General features: G+C 49.3%; 13 protein-coding genes. 6 read left to right on the top strand and 7 right to left on the bottom strand.

Features of this window, described 5'->3' with window-relative positions; all coding sequences use genetic code 11:
• The first annotated feature begins 80 nt into the window (after positions 1–80).
• From FPG75_RS00190 to FPG75_RS00200, 3 genes are all read left to right on the top strand, one after another.
• Complete coding sequence (locus FPG75_RS00190; RefSeq protein WP_143304482.1) at positions 81–3,395, top strand: vitamin B12-dependent ribonucleotide reductase; 3,315 nt, start codon at positions 81–83, stop codon at positions 3,393–3,395.
• Positions 3,396–3,976: 581 nt separating this feature from the next.
• Positions 3,977–4,489, top strand: coding sequence for a hypothetical protein (locus tag FPG75_RS00195; RefSeq protein ID WP_143304483.1), 513 nt, complete (start codon positions 3,977–3,979; stop codon positions 4,487–4,489).
• Positions 4,490–4,510: 21 nt separating this feature from the next.
• Entirely contained in the window at positions 4,511–4,999 is a 489-nt protein-coding gene (locus FPG75_RS00200) for a YcxB family protein (RefSeq protein WP_143304484.1), read from the top strand.
• Here FPG75_RS00200 and FPG75_RS00205 read toward each other — a convergent pair whose 3' ends face one another.
• From FPG75_RS00205 to prs, 5 genes are all read right to left on the bottom strand, one after another.
• The gene (locus FPG75_RS00205) at positions 5,000–5,719 is read right to left on the bottom strand and encodes a DUF2490 domain-containing protein (RefSeq protein ID WP_143304485.1); all 720 of its coding nucleotides are present in this window, start codon (positions 5,717–5,719) and stop codon (positions 5,000–5,002) included.
• A gap of 168 nt (positions 5,720–5,887) precedes the next feature.
• Positions 5,888–7,375, bottom strand: coding sequence for a SusD/RagB family nutrient-binding outer membrane lipoprotein (locus FPG75_RS00210; RefSeq protein WP_143304486.1), 1,488 nt, complete (start codon positions 7,373–7,375; stop codon positions 5,888–5,890).
• A 9-nt stretch (positions 7,376–7,384) separates the two neighbouring features.
• Positions 7,385–10,819, bottom strand: a complete 3,435-nt coding sequence (locus FPG75_RS00215) for a SusC/RagA family TonB-linked outer membrane protein (RefSeq protein WP_143304487.1) — start codon at positions 10,817–10,819, stop codon at positions 7,385–7,387.
• A 132-nt stretch (positions 10,820–10,951) separates the two neighbouring features.
• Complete coding sequence (locus FPG75_RS00220) at positions 10,952–11,398, bottom strand: GNAT family N-acetyltransferase (protein WP_143304488.1); 447 nt, start codon at positions 11,396–11,398, stop codon at positions 10,952–10,954.
• Between the two features lie 32 nt (positions 11,399–11,430).
• Complete coding sequence (prs, locus tag FPG75_RS00225; protein WP_143304489.1) at positions 11,431–12,366, bottom strand: ribose-phosphate diphosphokinase; 936 nt, start codon at positions 12,364–12,366, stop codon at positions 11,431–11,433.
• A 271-nt stretch (positions 12,367–12,637) separates the two neighbouring features.
• Between prs and FPG75_RS00230 the strand changes: the two genes are divergently transcribed.
• From FPG75_RS00230 to FPG75_RS00240, 3 genes are all read left to right on the top strand, one after another.
• Entirely contained in the window at positions 12,638–13,291 is a 654-nt protein-coding gene (locus FPG75_RS00230) for a carboxypeptidase-like regulatory domain-containing protein (protein WP_236654195.1), read from the top strand.
• A 175-nt stretch (positions 13,292–13,466) separates the two neighbouring features.
• A complete protein-coding gene (locus FPG75_RS00235) occupies positions 13,467–16,127 on the top strand; it encodes a tail fiber domain-containing protein (protein ID WP_143304491.1) in 2,661 nt (886 codons plus the stop codon).
• Between the two features lie 135 nt (positions 16,128–16,262).
• Positions 16,263–18,110, top strand: a complete 1,848-nt coding sequence (locus FPG75_RS00240; RefSeq protein WP_143304492.1) for a hypothetical protein — start codon at positions 16,263–16,265, stop codon at positions 18,108–18,110.
• 113 nt (positions 18,111–18,223) lie between these two features.
• Here FPG75_RS00240 and FPG75_RS00245 read toward each other — a convergent pair whose 3' ends face one another.
• Both FPG75_RS00245 and FPG75_RS00250 read right to left on the bottom strand, forming a co-directional pair.
• Positions 18,224–19,567 (bottom strand): TolC family protein, encoded by a 1,344-nt coding sequence (locus FPG75_RS00245; RefSeq protein ID WP_143304493.1) that lies wholly within the window; start codon positions 19,565–19,567, stop codon positions 18,224–18,226.
• A 21-nt stretch (positions 19,568–19,588) separates the two neighbouring features.
• The gene (locus tag FPG75_RS00250) at positions 19,589–22,705 is read right to left on the bottom strand and encodes an efflux RND transporter permease subunit (RefSeq protein ID WP_143304494.1); all 3,117 of its coding nucleotides are present in this window, start codon (positions 22,703–22,705) and stop codon (positions 19,589–19,591) included.
• Positions 22,706–22,731: the final 26 nt, after the last annotated feature.

Below are 22,731 nucleotides of genomic sequence, written 5' to 3' on the forward strand. Positions count from 1 at the left end.
GCATTTAAAAAATTATTTTAGTAGCACCCACAGTAACTATAAGTCTTCATAATTGTCTAATCCTAAGAAAAATCAAGGGCATGAAAAATCAAGTCACCACAAAGGAGGGCCTCTCCTTTTCCCGCCATTTCACCAAAGAAGGAGTGAGCCCATATGAGCAGTTCGAGTATGATTTACGCTCTTCTGTGATCCGGAACCCGGGGGGAGATATTGTTTTCGAGATGAACAATGTAGAAGTGCCAAGGGGCTGGTCGCAGATCGCGACAGACATCCTGGCCCAGAAATATTTCCGTAAGGCCGGCGTGCCACAGCCAGACGGCAGCACCGGGCGCGAAACCTCGGTAAAGCAGGTCGTGCACCGAATGGCCAATTGCTGGCGCGCATGGGGAGAGCGGTATGGATATTTTGCTTCAGAGAAAGATGCACAAATATTTTATGAAGAATTAACCTTTAGTATGTTGAACCAGGCCTGTGTTCCCAACTCGCCACAATGGTTCAATACCGGCCTCTACGAAAGCTACGGTATCAAAGGAAAACCGCAAGGGCACTACTATGTAGAGCAAAGCACCGGCAAATTGGAGAAGTCTACTTCCGCCTATGAACGGCCGCAGCCACATGCGTGTTTTATCCTCAGTGTGGAGGACGATCTGGTGAATGATGGCGGCATTATGGACCTTTGGATGAGAGAGGCGCGCATCTTCAAATACGGTTCAGGGGTGGGCACTAACTTTTCCCATATCCGTGGCGAAGGCGAGAAACTCAGTGGTGGCGGCACTTCCAGCGGCCTGATGAGCTTTCTGAAGATTGGCGACCGCGCCGCCGGCGCCATCAAATCCGGCGGCACCACCCGTCGCGCCGCCAAAATGGTATGCCTGGACCTCGATCACCCGGAAGTGCTGGATTTCATTAACTGGAAAGTAGAAGAAGAGAAAAAAGTGGCTGCCCTCATCGCAGCTGGCTACTCCTCCGATTATGAAGGAGAAGCCTACCGTACAGTATCCGGCCAGAACTCCAATAACTCCGTTCGAATACCGAACAGCTTCTTCCACCGCCTGGCTGAAGATGGCGATTGGGAGCTGAAAGCCCGTACCAGCGGCAAAACCATGAAAACGATAAAGGCCAAAGACCTTTGGGACCAGATATCCTATGCCGCCTGGCGCTGCGCCGATCCCGGCACACAATACGATACAACGATCAACGAGTGGCATACCTGCCCGCAGGGTGGCCGGATCAATGCATCCAACCCTTGTTCGGAATATATGTTCCTCGACAATACCGCCTGTAACCTCGCTTCTGTGAACCTGCGCCGCTTCTTTGATGAAGCGCAGAACCATTTCGATGTACCCGGCTTTGAATATACCGTAAGACTGTGGACCACCGTACTTGAAATATCCGTGCTGATGGCCCAGTTCCCGTCGAAAGAGGTAGCCCAGCTCAGTTACGAATATCGCACCCTGGGACTGGGATTCGCCAATCTCGGCTCTATGCTGATGGTGAGCGGTATTGCTTACGACAGCGAGGAAGCACGTGGCATTGCAGGCGCTATTACCGCTATTATGACCGGCGTAGCTTATAAAACATCCGCTGAGATGGCGGCCCACCTGGGCGCCTTTCCGCAATATGCGCCTAACCGGGAAGATATGCTACGGGTGATGCGCAACCACCGCGCGGCCGCCTACGATGCCATAGAGGCCTATGAGGGCCTTGAAATACGGCCCCAGGGCATCAATGCACGCTACTGCCCCGACTACCTGCTCAAGGCCGCTACCAAGGCCTGGGACGAAGCGGTGAAACTGGGCGAGATCCACGGCTACCGCAATGCGCAGGCCACGGTGATCGCGCCTACCGGCACGATTGGCCTGGTGATGGATTGTGATACAACCGGTGTGGAACCTGATTTCGCACTGGTGAAGTTTAAAAAATTATCCGGCGGCGGTTATTTCAAGATCATTAACCAATCGATACCTGTGGCCTTGCACAACCTGGGATACAAGCCCAACGAGATCAAGGCAATCGTGGATTATGCCAAAGGTACCGGCAGTTTCGCCGGTGCGCCGTATATCAACCAGCAATCCTTGAGTGAGAAAGGCTTTATCGGAGAAGAGCTGAAAAAACTGGATGCGGCAGTGGTATCTTCCTTCGACATTTCTTTTGTTTTCAACGTATACACGCTGGGCGAAGAATGCCTGCAAAGGCTGGGATTCAAGCCGGAACAATATTTCAGCATGGAGTTCAGCCTGCTGCATGAACTGGGCTTCAGCGATGAGCAGATAGATGCCGCGAATGATTACGTGTGTGGCACCATGACTGTAGAAGGGGCGCCTTATCTGAAAGAAGCGCACCTGCCCGTATTTGATTGCGCTAACAAATGCGGCAAGCATGGCGAGCGTTATATCCATCCACACGGGCATATCCGGATGATGGCCGCTACGCAGCCGTTTATTTCGGGCGCCATTTCAAAAACGATCAATCTGCCTAATGAAGCGGCGGTAGAAGAAATTGCAGACGCCTACAAGATGAGCTGGGAGCTGGGCCTCAAGGCTTGCGCATTGTACCGCGATGGCAGCAAGTTAAGCCAGCCGCTCAGTAACAAAAGCGACAAGAAGAAAAAGAGCGAGGCTGCTCCGGTGGCTGAACAGGCGCAGATCATGGACCTTGACCAGCTCACCATCGAAGAGTTGCTGGAAGAGGTGAACAAGCGTATGCTGGCCAGCAAGGACACTACGCTAAAGCGGCTGCTGTCGCGCATTGTAGAGCGTAAGACGCTGCCTTCGAAGCGGGGTGGTTTTACGCAGAAGGCCAAGGTGGGCGGACAAGCTATCTTCCTGCGTACCGGAGAGTACAATGATGGTACGCTGGGTGAGATCTTCATTGACCTGGCGAAGGAAGGTTCTACCTTGCGCAGTTTGATGAACTGCTTTGCCATCGCTGTTTCTGTGGGATTGCAGTATGGGGTGCCGCTGGAAGAATTTGTGGACAAGTTTGTGTTTACACGTTTTGAGCCGGCGGGTATGGTGGATCATCCGAATATCAAATCGGCCACTTCGCTGATCGATTATATTTTCCGTGTGTTAGGATATGAGTATCTGGGCCGTACTGATCTTGTGCATCTGCTGGATGCGCCGGGCAATACGGGAGAGGATGAAGAGGACGACGAACAGGCGCCTTCCTTATCGAGTGTGCGTGTTACTTATCCGGGCAGCGGGCAGCAGGCCGCTCCGAAGCCGGCGAAACAGGCCATGGCAGCGGCACAGGGACAGGAGAACAGTACGCAGGACTATATGCGGAGTATGCAAAGTGATGCGCCGGCTTGTAGTGTTTGCGGGCATATCACGGTTCGTTCCGGCACTTGTTACAAATGCCTCAATTGCGGCAACAGCATGGGTTGTAGCTGATTGAGCGTTGCAACTCTTGTTAATGATATGTTATTGTGCCTTTAAAATTTCAAAGAAAAATAACATGCACTTACCTTTGTATTCAAATAGGGTTTTCATAGGATAGTAACAAATTGAGGGCGCTTTTCTAGGCGCCCTTACTTTTTTTAAGAACCCTTCATTTTTTTCTCTCCCGACGGCCTGTTAAACAGGTCTTTCTACCAGATGAGTTTCTCCTTCAATTGTTCCAAATAGCCTAGCCGATGCTGGGATATTTAGTTAATCTGCGAAAAAAGCGTCTTTTTTTAATTTATATTTAATTTCTGCCTCAAGTATTTGATTTATATTAATATTTGCCATTTTCCCTTCGTCATGATATAATTTTATTATATTTGTTATTGTATTAATTTTTATTATGGTTACTGTCCTATGAAAAACCAAATATTCCTACACCGCATGACTCATCATGCACTGTAAATGACTCTCGAAAGCAATGGTTCGCCCATTGCTTTTGTTTTTTTGCGGGTTTTTACGCATTTTTTGCCTTTATTAGAAAACTCGAAATATAATTTGTATTTTTAAACTCGAAAATTTTAAGCCTTATGAAAAAGCTGTTGTTTCTGCTGTTGGTAGTTTTGGCCGCAGCCGCATCAGCAAATGCCAACACTGGGTTTAAATTCGGGGATAATAACGGAGGAGGCAAGAACGGCGATAACAACGACAACCGCAATAATCCGAAACCTCCGGCCGCAAACAATAGTACTAAACCGCTCCGACTGGAAGAATATGTGCTGTTATTCCCCCGCGTTGAAAACACGGAGAAAGTGGATCAATGTGAGTTGGAAAATGCGATCGTGGACCTCTACAAATGGTATCTGCAGAACGAAAACAAGATCAATAATAACGACTTCTTGAAAGGAAGCGGTAAGGAATTGGTATTCCCGTTCAAAGTGGATCCCAAGACTTTGCAACAATACTTTTTGTTTATCAAAAAGAATTTCCCGGGCTTCAGCGAAGACGATCTGAGCAATGTAAAACGCTCCCGGAAAAATAATGCGCCAGTTACTGTACGCGACGAAATGGAGAATCCATTGTCAATTTCTGTAAACAGATAAAAACTACTTTGCCAGGCCGGAATGCAATTAGAGTTCAGTTACGATAAGAATGAGGTGCTGTATGCATTGCGCTACCATTTTATGCACCGGGGTGAGATAAAGGTTTTCCGTAACACACTGATCATCTTTTTACTGGCCACATTGGCGGGCTTCGTTTTCAAGCTGGTTACTCCCGGCGCCTTGGCCGGCGTAACCGCCATGGTACTGCTACTGGGATGGGTATTCTGGTTCCTCCTGCCCATCTCTATCTACAACAAAGCCGCTACTTTCAAAGACGATATCCATCTCAAATATTCTGATGAAGGCCTGCTGATCTCTACCCGGTCCAGCAACCACCCACGTTCCATCGGCTGGAATAATTTTTCCAGGGTGGTGGAAACAAAAAAGTTCTTCTTCCTGTACCGCGACAAAAAAACTTTCTTTCTTATCCCCACCAGTGCTTTTCAATCGGAAGAGGCCTACAATCATTTCGCGTCGCTGCTGAAAACGAAAGTTTCCAATTACAAATAATTACAGTTGCAAAGTTTGAAATACAGCAAAATGCAGGATATGATTCATTGTCCTGGCGCCGCTGTTTGCCTGCACCAACTGGTTCATATAACCGATATCGGCTTTCAGGTTGCTATTGAACTGATAGCCGGCGGCCAGGAGGAAGCGATTCTGATCGAAGAGCAGGTTGCTGATCTGGTTGCCCCAGAGGTTCAGGAAGATCTCATCCTGTAATGCTACATAGAATGGCGTGGGCGCTTTTTTGTGTTTGATGGCCAGTTGCGTGCGATTGAAATAACGCAGGCGGTTGCCGTATTTCCAGTCATTGACGGGCATGTGCGGGCCGCTTGCATTGGGCTGCGCCACCCAGCGCTGTTCCAGCCGGAAGCGATGCGTCATATCCAGTTTGGGCGCGCGGTAGATGTACTGTTCAAAGATGCGTTGCTCCGGCAACCAGGCATTCACCGGGGCACTGTAGGTGGGCACATAGGCGTAACCCAGTAACAGGTGATGTTGTTTGTTGACCGAATATTGCAGGCCGCCGCGCATAAGCAGCTGGCCCTTACCGCTGATGCCATCCCTGAGCCGCAGCTGGATATCGAATGGAACGCTCCACTTGTTATTCGGGAGCTTTACGGTACCGAAATAGGTGTACCAATGTTGGTAGATGTGTGACATATCCTGTGCTGCCGCCGTTCGCGCTATGCACACGAATGCCAGTAAGAACAATGCTTTCCTCATATAGTCGCAAAATATAGGTTGGGTTAAATATAGGGTTTTACGGGCGATTGAAGAAGAGGCCGGCGCTGGCCGCAAGCAGCACCCCCGTAAAAGGGAAGCGCCCGGACCAGCTTTGGTGGCTGATCTCGGGCGCCTGTTGATTGTTGTTTAGCGATGGTTGCTGGTTTGTTAAAATTTATTGTACCACAGCTTGGTGCCTTTCTTATCTCCGCCGATAGCGGAAGAAGCGGCATTGTAATTAGCCTGGTTCTGTGTTTGTTCTGATTGAGGATAAGTGAGTCGGTACGGCACAAAGCTGACGCTGGGATCCACAGAGCCTGATACCGGCGCTATGAACAGCGGCTGGCCGCCAGGGCGTGCAAAGTGCAGCCTTGTTCTTTCAAACCAGGCCTGAAAGCCCTGTGGATACAGGGCCAACCATTTTTGTGTACCGATAACATTCCTCCAGTCGGCCGCATCGTACGGCACGCGTGTAAGATAGGCCTGAATTGTATGGTCTGTAATATCTGTGTTGTTGGTAAGTATACGCCAGTAGTTGATAGAGGCGGTGACGCCATTCTGATAATGCGTGGCGGCATCGCCTACGGCAAAGCCGCGTGCTGCCGCTTCTGACAGGATAAACTCCACTTCTGCATAACTCATGAGCGTGCCGGGCATTGTGGCGCTGTAGATCTGTTTGCCGGGATAGGAATAATGATCCGGCGACAAACGGTTAGGATCTGAGTTGGAAGAGCCATAAGGCATGCCTTTGATGGTATCCGTTGCAGGCGCGGGCCGGCAATAGATGGGCAGGCGCGGGTCGCTCACGCTTTTCATGTAATCCACCAGTGTGGAACTGACAAAGAAATCGCTGATGGCGCGTTCCGATTCATTGAACGGGAATTTATTGGGCGCTGTTTCCTGGTATTTGAAATCTGCATTGTCGAGATTACTGCTGAAGGCATCTTTGTAATGCGCTTCAATGATGCGCTGGGCGGTGGCTTTATCGGCATCGGCCATGCGGATAGCGAAACGCAGCAACAGGGAATGCGCGAGTTTCTTCCATTTCATCACATCTCCATTGTAGATGATATCACCACTATTGAAGCCCGCCTGCGAAGAGTCCAGTACGGCGATCTGCGCCTGCACAGTATCTATCAGGGATTTGTAGATAGTTTGTGCATCATCATATTTGGGCGTGATGTTGGTGCTTGCCTTGAATGCATCGGAGTAGGGCACGTTGCCGTAGGTATCTGCCAGTATCTGGAATATCCATGCTTTCATGATCTTGGCGATGGCATTCTGGTTGGCAACGCCGGATTTATCAGCTTTGGCATCGTTCTGTTTCACCAGCTCGTCGAGGTCGTGCAGCGCGATGCTGTACAGGTTATTCCAGAGCGTGGCGTTGTTTCCTTCGTCCAGCTGGTATTGCGCATCGTTGGTGCGGGAGTTGCCGGTCCAGTATTGTGCAAATTCCATCGCAATGTAGCCATTTTGTAATCCGCTGTAAAGCAGGTCCATGGTGGCTTTCTGCGCACCGGTAAGCAGGTACGCCGGTTGCGCAGTAGTAGGTTTGGTAGGGTCGCGGTTCATATCGTCGAACTTTTTACAGCCGGCGATAGCCAGGAGCGCCAGTAAGAGTAGGGTGCTGCTATATTTCAACATACTTTTCATCATCTTCAAATTTTAGAATGATACATTGAGGTTAACGCCATAAGACCGGAGAGATGGCAAGGCGCCGCCTTCAATCCCCTGGATATTGGAAGAGGAATTGATGATGTTGGACGGATCCACATTGGGTGCGTTGGAATGGATCAGCCAGAGGTTACGTCCGTAGAGCGACAGACGGGCGCCCTGGGCTTTGATCTTTTTATACCAGGACTCCGGCAGGTTATAACCGATCTTGGCTTCTCTCAAATAAACATAGCTCGCATCATACAGATTAGCTTTACTGATCACATTACCCCCATTGAAATTGAAATGGTCTTTGGCAGAGATGACCGTTGTGTTTTGATGACCATCATCTGTTACGCCGGGAACAACGATACCTTTTTCGCGGATACCGTTGGCCACCGTGCTTTCCAGCAGGCCGGACTTTTCGCCATACAGATTGGTGTAAGAGAAAAAGTTACCGCCGTGTTGGAAATCGATGAGTGCAGAAAGATAGATGCCTTTCCAGGTGAAGGTGTTGGTGATACCGCCTACATAATCCGGATAGGCGTTACCGATAGGTTTAACTTCACTCACCTGATAGAAACCTTTTGCATCTACTTTGCGGTTGCCTTTATCATCATACACATAGTCTGTACCCATGATGGTGCCGAGCGCTTCGCCTACTTTCGCTACCACAGACACTTTCTGGGTACGGCGGTCGGTGCCGATCACGAGCATGGGCAGCGAGGTATTGTACTGCGCGATATCCATGTTCAGCAGTTTGTTGCGGTTGCGGGCCACGTTAGCGTTGATATCCCACCGGAAGCCATTTTTCAGGCGTATGGGATTGAGGTTCAGGCCTACTTCTATACCGCGGTTCTGTACACTGCCGCCGTTTACATAAGTGCCGGTAAAGCCTGTGGCAGCGGGTATTTGCAGGGTGATGATCTGATCTTTAGTGGTACGGTTGTAGAAGGTGAAGTCCACACCGATGTGGTTATCGAGGAATTTCAGTTCAACGCCTGCCTCATATTCCGTGGTGCGCTCCGGTTTGAGGTCCTGGTTGAATTTGACAGGAGAGAACTGTGATATCGGGTTGTTGCCGAAAGGCGGTACGAATGCGTATGAATCGTAGATGCGGTATGGATCGGCATCGTTACCTACGGCGGCCACGCTACCTCTCAGTTTACCGAAGGAGAGCCATTTCCAGTCTTTCAACAGATCGGAGAATACGAACGACAATGATGCGGATGGATAGAAGTATTGGTTATTCCCTTTCTTCAATGTGGAGCTCCAATCACTGCGGCCGGTGAGGTCGAGGAACAGCATGTTCCTGAAACCGAGGTTGGCGGTGGCGAAGGCGGAGTTGATCTGTTTTTCGTAGTATTCATCGATCGGTTGTGCAGGAGATACCGAGTTGTTGAGATTATATACATCCGGGATGATGAGGCCACCTACGGTGCTACCGCCGGTAACGGTCCATTTGCGGTGCATGATGTTGCCGCCGGCAGTGGCGCTGAGCAAGAAGTCTTTGCCCAGTTCCTTCCTGATGTTGGCGGTGAGCTCGTAGTTCATTTCCCTGGAAGTGCGGATACGCTTGGTGTAAAGTCCTACGAAATAATCTTTTGCTGTTCTTTCTTCTTCCAAAGTATTATAATCATCCATGTATACGCGACCGCTGAAGGAGAGCCATTTGGTGGCTTCGAGATCGAGGCCGGCGAAGCCGAAGAGGCGGTTGCGGCTATCTGTTTCATAGTCTTTGTAACGGTTCCAGTATGGGCCGTTGGATGATGCCGGTGTAGGATCGTTCCAGGATTTGCGGTTCCAGGTTATCTGTGATCCATCGGCGTATTGATATCTTTTCTCCATCTCGTTATCCAGTTGGCGCTGGCCATACATGGTGAATTGCAAGGTAGGATTAGGGCCTGTGAAACCGGTGCCTGGCCTTGCTTTGGCGGCGAGCGCGCTGTAGTTCATGGCTGCAACGGCGGTGAGGCCTTTCGCCAGTTTATAGTTACCGTTGAAGGAGAGATTATTACGATGCAGCGAAGAGTTAGGCAGGATGAAGCTTTGGCTCATGTTACCATACGACAGGCGGAAGCCGCCTTTATCATTGTTGCCGCTCATCGCGATGTTGTTGGTAAGTGTAAATCCTGTTCTATAAAAATCTTTGACATTATTGGGTTGTGCTACCCAAGGTGTTGTTTTACCGAAGTAAGGGTTGTTTTTGTTTTTATCCCATGACCAGTAAGGCCTTACCAAACGCCCGTCCAGCTTGGGTCCCCAGGAGGCGTCTTCATAATATTGCGGCAGGAGATCGTAACGGCCTTTACCGTTGTTATCGTCATAAGCGCCGCTTTGTGCGTTGAGGAATCCTTCTGGATGTTGATTATAGTAGAGCGTATCGAACTTGCCATTAGCGCCGCCGCCGTATTGGTTCTGGTATTTAGGCAGTACATATACCTGATCTATCTGGGCATTGAGGCTGTAAGTTACGCCGATACCTTTTTCCTGGTCGGGACGTTTTTTGGTGGAGATGAGCAGTACGCCATTAGCGCCGCGGCTGCCGTACAATGCAGTGGCGGCGGCGCCTTTCAGCACGGAGATGTTTTCGATATCTTCCGGGTTGATATCCTGCAGCGGGCTACCGAAGTCGTAACCGCCGCCACCATTCAGTTGTCCGTACTGGTTGGTGTTATTGTTGACGATGGGAACGCCATCTACTACGATGAAAGCGTTGTTATCACCGAGGATAGATTTCACACCGCGGATAGTGATCTTGGAAGAACCGCCCATGGAACCTGTATTGGTATTGACTTGCAGGCCGGGCACTTTTCCGCTCAATGCGTTGACGAAGTTCACTTCTTTTGCTTCCTGTACGGCGCTGCCGCTTACTTCCTGCATGGCGTAACCTACTGCGCGCGGATTCCTTTTGATACCGAGTGCGGTAACAACTACTTCCGACAATACTTTTTTGGTAGCGTTGGAAGGAGTAAGTTGTACGTTGACAGGCGCGCGTTTGGCGATTTTGATGAGTTGTTCGCCGAAGGTGGGCGCGCTTACGACGATCTCATCATTGATGCCTGCTTTGATAGTGAAGCTGCCTTCGGGATCGGACTGGCCGATCACGCCGGTGGTTTTATTTCTGACGGTGGCGCCGGGTATGGGGGTGCCTTTATCATCTTTCACAGTACCTGTGAGTGGAAATTTTCCGATCTCTTTTCTGATAGTAGTATCGTCTGGTGGCTGGATGACGCCATTCTTTACAGTATCAGCATCAGGTTTTTTTGTGGTATCCTGTTTTGCTTTTGGCGTAGTGTCGGCAGCAGGTTTAACAACCACGGGGGTGGTGGTGTCTTGCTGTTGCCGGCTCAACAGGTACCCGCGGGGGATTGTGTATGCGCTGCTGGAGGTATAGCAGAAAAAGGCATAGCACAGCCCCGACAAGGCTAGTACATGGCTTCTCATTATCTTACTGAGATTTGGTTATAAATTTTTTGACCGTAAGTCGTCCTGACTGTTTCTTGTTATACGGATACATATCATATAACAATACAATCAAAACGCTTTGTACAATGGGGTTCCGGGCAAAAAAAAGTGTTATTCCAGATTTTTCCTCATTTCGTAGTGCGGTATTCCCACTTCTGTAAATTCATCTCCACAGATTTGGTATCCTAGTTTGAGATAGAAGCCGGTGGCTTCTTTGCGGGCATGCATCATGAGGATGTTGAAGCCGTTGTTGATGGCTTGTTGTTCGGCAAAGGTGATGATTTCACTTCCGATGCCCTGGCCTTGCAGCCGTGGTGAAACGGCCATCTGCCTGAGTTGCAGGGTATCTTCATCCACAGGGCTGAGGATGCAGCAGCCTGCCAGGAATGTTTCTTCCGGTGTGGTAATAAAGCCTCCGATCAGTATGTCGTTGATCTCTTGTTGCAGGTATTCTTTGGAGAATGTGAGTCCCAGGGGTTTTCGCAATACAGTATCGCGCAGCGCTACCATGTCGTGGTAATCGCAACTACCGTATTCGATCATACGAAAATTGAGCATGTGTCGATTGGTTTTTTATTGCGTGCAAAATTTTAACTGAATTGCAGTCCTTCGAAATAGTTCAAGATAAGTTGATCGACAGATTTCACTTCCAGCATACCATCATGGATGGTGAGTGCGTTGGGGTGTGTATCTGTGCAGATCATTTTTTTGATGAGTCCAGATTTTTTAATCCTTTCAAATCCTTTGCCGGCGAAAATGCCGTGGGTGGTGATAACGAATATATCGCGTGCGCCGGCATTGCGGTAGGCTTCGGCAGCATGTATGAGTGAGCCACCGGTGCGGATCATATCGTCGTAGATGATGACGGTCTGGTCTTTAACGTCGGCGTTGATGGCGGTGATGGCGGTTTCTTCTCCGGAGAGGCGGCGTTTGAATACGAATGCGGCGGGTACGTGCAGATCGTTGGCGAGAGATTCTACCCATTTGGCGCGGCCGGCGTCGGTGCTGGCGAGCACGAATGGGCGGCCATTGGCGAGCTGCATGGCAGCATCTTTCACAAAATCTTTTGCATACAGGTGTATGGGTCTGACTGCGCTTTCAAAGTAATGGGTGATACCATCTACATGCAGGTCGATCATCACGATCTTGTTGCCTTGCGAAGTGGATGGCAGTGAAGAGAACAGTACCGCGCGGGTTTTGGCTTTTACGATCTCGCCGTATTTTACTGCACGCTCCATGGTAGAGTAACCGAAGTAGGGTATTACGATGGTGACGGAGCAGGCGCCGAGCTGAATGCAGCCACTGGCGAGGTCGTAGAGCTCCAATGTTTCTTTGTCGTCGATCGTTCCGCCGAGCAGCACTACATCGCGATTGCCAACGTGGGTGAGGATGCGGTGATAATGTTCGCCATCCGGAAAATCGCGGATATCGAGTTCACCATTTTCCCATTGTGGCACAGATAAGGCCAGGAGCCTGTCTTTAAGATATTGATAATGTTGTGTGGCGAATATGATCTTTTGTGACATATCAAGGATGTGAATGGTAAAATTACTTAATAATATGGATTAGGAGGATACTTATACGGCTGATTATTAATATTTTTGCGGCCGTGGCAAGTCGGAACGTTGTTTGCTAAACAGCCAGTAGCCGCTATTTTAACTTTTCATTAGCGGGCGGAAGTTTAAATTTGACTGATTTACAATATTCATGATTCGTTTAGCTGTATATATCGGAGCACTGTTTTTATTCTTTTTCATTAACCTGCAGGATACTGTTGCACAGGTGCGCATGTCTGGTATGGTAGCGGATCAGGACACTAAGGCAGGATTACCTTTTGTTTCAATTGTCAATAAGAGGACGATGACGGGCACGCTCAGTAATGAGAGCGGGCATTACTTCATTATGTCGATGCCAGGTGATACATTGGAGTTTTCCATGCTTAGTTATGCACAAAAACAGATCATTACGCCGGGTATGTCGGCATCGATGGATATTTATCTTCAGAAGCGCTTGTTTGATTTGCAGGGCGTGAATGTGAAAGCCCGCAACCACCGTTCAGATTCACTGGCGATGCGCGATGAATACGGCCGTTACTTCAACTACCGCAAACCTGGCGCGATGGATGTATTGAAAACGTTACCTGCCAACCCTATCACGGCATTGTCGTACCTGGTACCCAGCAAAGTGCGCAAACGTAAAGAGCAGTTTCACGAACAGCTCCTTTACTGGGAAAAAGAAAAGTATATTGATTACCGTTATTCCCCCGAAATAGTAGCCAAAATGACCAAGCTCGAGAGCCCCGAGCTGGATTCATTTATGTACCGGTACCGTCCCGGTTACCAATTCCTCAACAATGCATCGGAGTACGACCTGCTGTTGTACATCAAGCAAACATTCGAGCAATACCAGCAGGAGAAAGGCCGTAAACCTGATAGCAGCGCGGGGAAGTAATCATGTGGCATTTCACCTGAAAATAAAACGAAATAATACTTAGCTTTGAGTTGCCTGTAGAGAACAGGAAAATGCATGATCATACCCATCTGCATAGCAGTAGTAACCTATATTGTAATGAAATTTTTATCCCTGGTACCTGATGAAAGCATCACCTATTTTTCTTTTTTTTCTTTTGTTAACTATTGTAGCGCACGCGCAGAAAGTTTATCAGATCAAGGCGGATACTGTACGTATCTACAATACTTGTGATACAGCGGAACTGATCCTCGAAAACAGGACGCAAAATGTAAGTGGCTATCTTTTCAATAAAGGTAAAGGCCGTACAGAGTTCAGAAAGATCCGTTTGCAACAGATCGGTAACAGCAAAATTGCTATCACAGGCCAGGATACGCTTGATATCAGCGCTATGAAGAGCGCTTCAATAGATACCATCTATCGTAAAGGCGACAGTATTGCTTATGTGAAAAATGGTATCGTCTACGCAGTGCCTGCACCTTTGTATGCCGAAACATTGGAAAGTGTGATATCGCGTGGTAATACCACCACCAAAGAGATCCGTTTCAACAGCGCTTCAGGCAACCCATCCAATGGGTTGGCCTGGTATTACAATACAGATTACTGGAAGATATTTGTAGAATCAGCGCAAGACACTCCTCCTGGTAATATGATCTTCGAATCTGCCGACAACGACAACGAGGGCTGGATATTCCGCAGTAATGCCATTGCGGGGCCAGGCAAGCTGGACGTGTTGTCGCTGGGGCGCGACCGTATGATCTACAACGGCAGCAATGTATGGCATGCCGGCAATCACCCGGCTGGTATGGCTTTCACACCGGCGCTTACCGGCGCTAACGTACTTGCCGGCCTTACGACCAATAATGCCGGACATATAACGGCCATGACTACACGTACACTTACGCCGGGAGATATTGGTGCAGCGGCATCGAATATCGGGCTAGCCACAACACTTGCTAACAGTAACAGCACAGGTAACAATAATATTATTTTCAATAAAACACTGAGCGGAGCCAATATGCTCATGGACCTGCAGCAGGGATTCGCGTTGTACAGTGATAACCTGGATGCAACGTTGACAGCCTGGCCAGGCCCCGGAAAACGGCTCTGGGTGGATGCGCCGGATTCCGGCAGTATGGTACTGGGGCCGAGAGTGGGCGCAGCCTTCATGAACAGGATCAGGATCAGGTCCACCAACATCAGGCTGGAAGGACCAAATGGTAAGTTCGGAAATGTAAATGTGTTGGGAACAGATGCTAACGGCGATCTCATAAACAATACGGCATTGTTCGCACCTGCATCCGGTGGTACTAACTATATTCAAAATCAAGTCACAGCTGCACAAACCGGTAATTCCTGGATCAGTGGTACCAATGTGATGGGAAGGGCCGCCATTTATGGCACGCCGGACGGTCCTTTGAGAGATATCGACATCTTCAACGGTACCAGCGCACAGGGCTCCAATCTCAGATGGTCTATCACAAAAACTGATGGCGAGGCCGCCAATAATCAAGGCACTAACCTGAATTTCAACAGGTATGATAATGCCGGTAATTTTTTAGGTACTCCGTTACGACTGGTACGCTCCAGTGGTGTAGTGGATATGGCTTCCGGCTTCGTTGCTGCCACCTCTTCCCGCATCAGAGGCTCTGATACCGGCAATCTGAATTCTTCTTATATCGCCTTCATGGAAAAAGATGGTGCTACCAGAACCGGCTTCGTTGGTAAAACATCTACCGTTAACAGGGATGTGAACCTGCTCAGCGATAACGGTAATGTTGTACTTATTCCTAATTACAATTCGCTGAAAGGCACGCTTAACGTGCAGCCCAGCAATCTGATCTACGATGGCGGTTCAATGTTGTTAAATAATATCACTGCCAATACCTTTCAATTTAATTCAGCGGGTGTGGCGCCGCCATCTTTCAACAACAGAAGCGCCGGCTATAAAGTGATCTTGTATCCTGCAATATCATCTACCCTGAATGATTATGCCATTGGCATCGAACCTTCCCATACCTGGTTTTCTACACCAGTAAATAATAACAGTGTAGGCTATAAATTTTATGCGGGTACAACACAAGTAGCGCGACTTGGCGGCAGCGGGCAGCTGGAAACTACGGGCCAGGGCCGTTTTAAAGGATGGTTCGATAGTAATTGGTCTGCCGTTAATATGGCTGGTCCGGCTGCTGAAATTGGCGTAACTGCTGTTAGCGGAACAACTACTGCTGTTGTAATGGGCTACGACAGAACTGCCAGCGCCTTTATGCCGATGACCATATTCGGTGGTACCACTGGCAGCAATCAACGTTCTTTGGTGATCGATGGCAGTGGATATAAACTATCTGCACTTACCAATGCTACTGTGCTCGGCACCGATGCCAATGGTTATCTCGTGAGCACTGCTACCGCTACTACCGGAACGGCGAATACCATCGCACAACGGGACGCCGGTGGCGGTATTTACGCTACTGGCTTCTTTCAGGGCTCCAAAGCCAGTTTCAAAAAGAATATCGCCGACTTCAACGAAGATGCCCTCGCATTGTTGATGAAAGTACGGATCAAACAATTTATTTATAAAGATGATCCCGCAGAAGACCTGCGTATAGGCATCATCGCCGATAGTACCGACTGGCACTTCGCTACAAAACGTCACGACAAGTTCGATACAAACAGCTCACTCGCTATCACGATGAAAGCCTTACAGGAACTCCACGAACAAAACCGGCTGCTCAAAAAAGAGAACGATACGCTGAAAGCAAAGCTGGAAGAAGTTTTGCAGCGGATAGAAACGATAGAAGCGCAATTTAAAAAATAAAGATCAGACGCCATTTTTTGTAAATGCCCGGCAGCGGCCCGCTGCCGGGCATTTATCATGATGAAGAATTTGAAAAAAATAATCCGGATTATACATAGCTTTAACGCGTACTGAAGCAATACCCTTTTTAGTCCTATGAAAGTAATGATCAGTGCGCTGTTGTTATTGTTGATCAGCAGCGCCACCTTTGCCCAGAAAATTTATCAGATCCGCGCCGACAGTGTCCGCATCTACAACACTTGCGATACCGCAGAACTAATCATCGAAAACAGAACGCAGAATGTGCCTGGCTTCCTTTATAACAAAGGTCGTGGCAGAACGGAGTTCCGCCGTTTGCAATTCACCGACCTTGGCACTGGCGCTTTTAAATTCGGTGATAATGACACGCTTAACCTTGGCGCCGCACTGAAAGGCAACTTTATCAGCAATCAGTATAATACTCCTCAAACAGGTAATTATTGGATCAGCGGGAAAGGCAATGTAAATGGTCTTTTTACCGCAGGTAGTGATCTGGTCTTCAGCAAATTCAGGAACAACGAAACTGAAGACAGTGTGCTCACCACGGATACTCTGGGCAATGTGAAATTCAAACTGGCTTCCGGCCAGAATATTTATAACAGCAATGGTTCTTTAAGTGAAGACAGAACCATTGATGGTGACGGAAAGACGCTCTCCTTTAACAATGGTGGAAGTTTCTTCGCGGAAGGCACCTATCGCGGGAAACCTTATGGTTTAGGTACCTATTACAGGCCATTGCAAAACGAAGGGCTTAGAATGACTTATGGCTTCCAGGAAATACAGCTGAACCCCGACGTAATACGTTTTGCCTCCAGTCTGGAAACGCCCGGTAACTACCAGATGTGGATCCACCCGAATGGAGTAGATATAGGTAATCTGAATGCACATAATATCCGGGCAGGATGGGCCATAGATGCACAGGATTATACGATTCCACTGGATGTATATAGCATCGGGGCCTTTGGTGAAAAAAATCCGGCACTGCGCATCCGTGATGGCTACCAGGCCGCGGGTAAGGTTCTCACCTCCGATGCCAACGGCTACGCCACCTGGCAAACGCCCGCTGCTGGCGGTGGTACTAATCCTTTCGCCAATCTGAAGAACAACGAAACAGAAGACAGCGTACTTACTACAGATACATTGGGCAATGTGAAATTAAAACTGGCAGATAACATTTATAATATAGACGGAACGCTGAATGGAGAACGTAATGTAGATGGAAATAATTTCTCGGTATCATTTAATGCAATGGGTGGATTTGCTGCATCCGGCAACTACCTTGGCCAGGAATTCGGTTTGGGTACTTATTACCGCCCGATGCAAAGTCAAGGTGTACGGTTAACTTACGGTTTAAGCGAGATACAATTGAACCCGGGAGCGATCAGATTTGCTACCTCTTTGGAATATCCAGGCTCTTATAAGTTCTACATATTGCCCTACGGAACAGAAACTGGGCAAGCGCAGATCGGCGCTGCCAAGATTGGTTATGGCAGCGGCGCCTTTGCCCAGGGCGAAAATGCAGTAGCTGCGCTCGATGTACTTGGTGATCCAAACAACGGCGGCTACCGCGCCCTAAGGATTAAAGATGGCAACGAGGCACTTGGAAAAGTCCTTACCTCGGATGCTGGCGGTTTCGCAAGCTGGCAGCCATTGCCTGGAGCCACAGGCAGCAATGGAAGTACATTGCCTATCACCATCACACAAACTAATAAAACCTTACTGGCATCAGATTATACAGTGCTGGTGAATAATAGCGGCGACGTAGAGCTAAAACTACCACCTGCTGCATCTCTTATGGGGAAAGTATTTGTGATCAAGAAAGTTTCCAATAACACTGGCGCAGTCGCAGTTTGGCCCGACGGTGGTATCTCAAAAATTGAAGGAGCCAGCACATACTCATTCAATACCTACAACAAAACCATCCAAATACAAACCGACGGTACCAACTGGTACATCATCAATTAAAAAATTCGCGAAGATCATCTCAATATGATCTTCGCGAATCTTTTTTTAATCCTGAAAAAAATCCTGGTAATCCTTTCAATCATTATAATCCTGAGCCAAACAAACTCCGCGTATTACAATTGCTTTCCTGTGAGCAAGGTCCCGTTCAGCCGCCCCAGTTCTGTTTCTGCGAGCTTGGTGTTGTAACGTGCCTGTATGAGGCGGTAGTAAGAATCTTCCAGGCTTTGTTGCGCCTGTTTTACTTCTATCGTGGTGGATACGCCCTGCTTGAATCTTTCCAACGCTACCATCATATTTTCTTTCGCAAGATCGAGGTTCTCTTCTTCCAGCGCCACTGCTTTTTTATAATACTCATAATCTTTGAAAGCATTGCTGAGAGAAAGATCTACCTGTGATTTTACATTGTCGAGCGAGAGATGTTGATAGTCAAGATCGATCTGCGCATTGCGCACCTGGTGCCGTACATTGAATGCATTGAAGATAGGAATGCTCGCCGTGAAGCCATAGTTCAGCACGCCATTGCGGTTGAAACGCGGACTGAAATTATTAGATGCCGCATTGGAAGTATTGCGGTTGAAATTATAAGCAGAGTTAAAAGAGATGACAGGAAAATAATCCGCTTTGCGCTCTTTCAGCGCGAGCGCCGATACCGCTATGTTTTGCTGCTGTACCTTGATGCCGGCGTTGTTGTTTGTTATACTTTGTTGCAAAGCGGCATAAGACAGGTCTGTATTCAGCGGAATGGAATCCTGCACATCGTAAGTGGTGGCCGTAGCCGGAACCGCCATCAGCTGGTTGAGCAGCGCCTTGCTTTGCTCGATGATGGTAAGCTGTCGCAGGTACAATGCCTTCTGTGCATTCAGGTCTACTTTGGATTGCAACAGGTCCGTTTTCGGACCGAGGCCCGTCTGGAATTTGGCGTCCGACAGTTTCACCCGTTCTTCTGAAATAGACATTTGCTCTGCCAGCGCTTTCAGTTGCTGCTTTTCCTGTACAATGTTGAAGTAACCGCCAATCACGGTGGCAATGGAATTTTGCACCTGGTTTTTTATTGCCAGCTCGCCGAGATCGCGGATGGCTGCCAGTTTATCGCGGGTGGCAAACATTTTCAGGCCGTCGAACAGGGTCCAGTTCAGGGTAACGTTAGCGTTGATGTTATTGCCTTTGATGCCGCTGGTATCACGTTTGCTGCCGTTGGCAAACTCCTGTTTGGTGGCGGTACGGCTCCAGGAAGTGCCGGCAGCGGCGTTGAGGCGCGGGGCAAAGGCGAAATTCGCATAGGCGTAATCGTTAGCCGACATCTCGGCGCTGTTACGTGCCAGGCGTATATCAAAGTTGTTCTTCAAAGCTACGTCTATCGCCTGTTCCAACGTTAGTACCTGTTGTGCACGGGCAGCCGTGGCGATGATCATCAGGGAGAGTATCAACAGATACTGCTTCATCCGGTTGCTCTTCATAAAATAAAATCTTTTATACAGCTATGCATGTGCTGCTGCCATTTCTTCTTCGTTGTGTGCTGCTGCTATTTCTTCGGGCTGTTTCCTGCGGGAGAGGAACGTGTACATCGCCGGGATCACATATAGCGTGAGCACCAGTGAAAATACGATACCGCCCACGATCACGATACCCAGCGGAATACGGCTGGTGGCCGCTGCTCCGAGCGACATCGCAATGGGCAAGGCGCCCAGCGCCATCGCGAGGCTCGTCATCAGAATGGGACGCAAACGCATGGATGAGGCGGTGATCACAGCATCTGCCTTGGCCAGCCCTTCATCGCGCTTGTGGTTCGCAAACTCTACGATCAAAATACCATTCTTCGTTACCAGCCCTATCAACATGATCACACCGATCTGTGAAAAGATGTTCCAGGTTTGGTTGAACACCCACAGCGATAGCAATGCGCCCGCAAATGCCAGCGGCACTGTGAGCATGATGGTGAGCGGATCGATCCAGCTTTCAAACTGCGCTGCCAGTACCAGGTAGATGAGCACCAGGGCAAGACTCAGCGCAAACATCGTGTTGGAGCCGCTTTCGGCATAGTCGCGCGAGGAGCCGGACAATGCCGTGCTGTATGAATCGTTGATCACATGCTCCTGTTCCAGTTTATTATAGATGCGGTACATTTCTTTGATACCGTCGCCAATCGTTCTGCCGGGCGCGAGTCCGGCGGATATGGTGGCCGATTTATAACGATTGAAGTGATAGATGATCGGCGGGCTGGTTTCTTCTGCGATGCTCACCATGTTATCCAGCTGTATCGCTTCACCGCGGGAATTGCGCACATACAGGTTTTGCAGGTCCATCGGATCATCACGGTCGGCGCGGAACACCTGCCCCATCACCTGGTATTGTTTACCATTGCGGATGAAATAACCATAGCGCAGGTTACTCAATGCCAGCTGCAGGGTTTGGGAGATATCCTGTACAGAAACGCCCAGCTGCGTGGCTTTATCGCGGTTGATGTGGATACGCAGTTCCGGCTTGTTGAACTTGAGGTCTACGTCGGTGCCCTGGAATACGGGGCTGTTGCCTACTTCATCCATGAAGCGCGGCAATACGGCCGACAGCGAATCAAAGTTGATATGTTCCAGCACAAACGATACCGGCAGCCCGCTCCTGCGGCCCACCTGGATGGTTTGTTGCTCGATGGCGAATACTTTTCCCTGTGGGAACCGCGCCATATTGCGGTTTACCATGTCCACGATATTTTTCTGCGAACGTTGGCGTTCCTGCGGTTCGGTGAGCATCACATTCGCGAAGGCCGTGTTCACAGCGCCCGCGCCGCTGAAGCCCGGCGAGGTTACGCTCAGGATGATCTTCTTCTCCGGGATGGAATCCGCCATGAACTGTGTGAGCCGGTCCACATAATTATCCATGTAATCATAAGAGGTGCCCTCCGGCGCGGTGATCGACAAACGGAAGCTGCTACGGTCTTCCAGCGGCGCCAGTTCTGCCGGCAGTGACCTGAACAGCAGTATGATCAGGCCCAGACAAGCCAGGATGATCAATCCTGCCACCCAACGGAAACGCATAAACGATTGCAAGGAGTTTCTGTAACCATCTTCCATCCAGCGGAAGAAAGGCTCTGTTTTTTCGTAGAACCAGGAATGGGTATGTGTTTTACGGCCCAGCTTCACATTCAGTACAGGCGTTAACGTGAGGGATACGAATGCGGAGATGATCACGGCGCCGGCCACCACAATACCAAATTCGCGGAACAGCTGGCCTACAAAGCCTTGCAGGAAGATGATGGGCAGAAATACGAATGCGAGGGTAATGGAGGTGGCGATCACCGCGAAGAAGATCTCTTCAGAACCTTCGCGGGCCGCGCGCATGCGGGGCATGCCGGCCTCGATCTTTTTATAGATGTTCTCCGTTACCACGATACCATCGTCCACCACCAGGCCCGTAGCCAGTACGATGGCCAGCAGCGTAAGGATGTTGATGGTAAAGCCGCAGGCATACATAATAAAGAAAGCGCCTATCAGCGATACGGGGATATCTATGAGCGGACGGAAAGCCATGAGCCAGTCGCGGAAGAAGAGGTATACGATGAGGATCACCAGTACCAGTGCCACGATCAGCGTTTCTTCTACTTCGTCAATTGATTTCTTGATGAAGCGGGTATTGTCCATCGCGATATTCACAGTATAATCCGTGGGGATATCTTTCTTCAGCTGTTCATATCTTTTATAGAACTCATCCGCGATGGCTACGTAGTTGGATCCGGGCTGCGGAATGAGCGCCAGTGCGATCATCGGGCTGCCGGATTCTTTCAGCATGGTCTCTTCATTCTCGGGGCCGAGCACGGCCTGGCCAATATCACGGATGCGGATTTCGCTGCCGTTCACATTTCTGATGATGAGATTGTTGAAGTCTTCTTCCGACACCAGGCGGCCAAAGGTGCGCACCGTGAAGTCGGTGGCGTTACCCGCAATCTTTCCGGAGGGCAGTTCCACGTTCTCACGTTGAAGGGCAGTCTGCACATCGGAAGGGGTAAGACTGAAAGACGATAGTTTGGCGGGGTCCATCCAGATGCGCATGGCGTAACGTTTCTCGCCCCATATCTGTATGGCGCTCACGCCGGGGATGGTCTGTAATTTTTCGAGGAGCACGTTGGTGCCATATTCCGTTACTTCCAGCTGGTTGCGGGTATTGCTTTGCACCGTCATGGAGATGATGGCATCGGAGTTGGCGTCTTGTTTAGACACTACCGGTGGTGCGTCGATATCGGGCGGCAGGCTGCGGAGAGCTTGTGATACTTTGTCGCGCACATCATTGGTGGCGCCTTCGAGGTCCTGGCCCAGTTCAAATTCCACGGTGATGTTGCTGCTACCCTGGCTGCTGCTGGAAGATATATTTTTGATACCGGCAATACCATTGATCTGTTTTTCCAATGGCTCGGTGATCTGTGTTTCGATGATATCGGAGTTGGCGCCTGCATAGGAGGTGCGTACATTCACTATTGGCGGGTCGATGGCCGGGAAGTCTCTTACCCCCAGGAAAGTAAAGCCCACCAGGCCGAATATCACAATGATGATATTCATCACGATCGCCAGTACAGGCCGTTTGAGCGATAAAGAGGGAAGACTCATGATTGATTTATTTAGATATGGTGCGA

It is taken from the genome of Chitinophaga vietnamensis (assembly GCF_902167635.1).
GTDB lineage: Bacteria > Bacteroidota > Bacteroidia > Chitinophagales > Chitinophagaceae > Chitinophaga > Chitinophaga vietnamensis.

Coding starts and splice junctions, on each gene's coding strand:
- FPG75_RS00190 (WP_143304482.1), top strand. CDS start 81: ATGAAAAATCAAGTCACCACAAAGGAGGGCCTCTCCTTTTCCCGCCAT.
- FPG75_RS00195 (WP_143304483.1), top strand. CDS start 3,977: ATGAAAAAGCTGTTGTTTCTGCTGTTGGTAGTTTTGGCCGCAGCCGCA.
- FPG75_RS00200 (WP_143304484.1), top strand. CDS start 4,511: ATGCAATTAGAGTTCAGTTACGATAAGAATGAGGTGCTGTATGCATTG.
- FPG75_RS00205 (WP_143304485.1), bottom strand. CDS start 5,719: ATGAGGAAAGCATTGTTCTTACTGGCATTCGTGTGCATAGCGCGAACG.
- FPG75_RS00210 (WP_143304486.1), bottom strand. CDS start 7,375: ATGATGAAAAGTATGTTGAAATATAGCAGCACCCTACTCTTACTGGCG.
- FPG75_RS00215 (WP_143304487.1), bottom strand. CDS start 10,819: ATGAGAAGCCATGTACTAGCCTTGTCGGGGCTGTGCTATGCCTTTTTC.
- FPG75_RS00220 (WP_143304488.1), bottom strand. CDS start 11,398: ATGCTCAATTTTCGTATGATCGAATACGGTAGTTGCGATTACCACGAC.
- prs (WP_143304489.1), bottom strand. CDS start 12,366: ATGTCACAAAAGATCATATTCGCCACACAACATTATCAATATCTTAAA.
- FPG75_RS00230 (WP_236654195.1), top strand. CDS start 12,638: ATGGTAGCGGATCAGGACACTAAGGCAGGATTACCTTTTGTTTCAATT.
- FPG75_RS00240 (WP_143304492.1), top strand. CDS start 16,263: ATGAAAGTAATGATCAGTGCGCTGTTGTTATTGTTGATCAGCAGCGCC.
- FPG75_RS00245 (WP_143304493.1), bottom strand. CDS start 19,567: ATGAAGAGCAACCGGATGAAGCAGTATCTGTTGATACTCTCCCTGATG.
- FPG75_RS00250 (WP_143304494.1), bottom strand. CDS start 22,705: ATGAGTCTTCCCTCTTTATCGCTCAAACGGCCTGTACTGGCGATCGTG.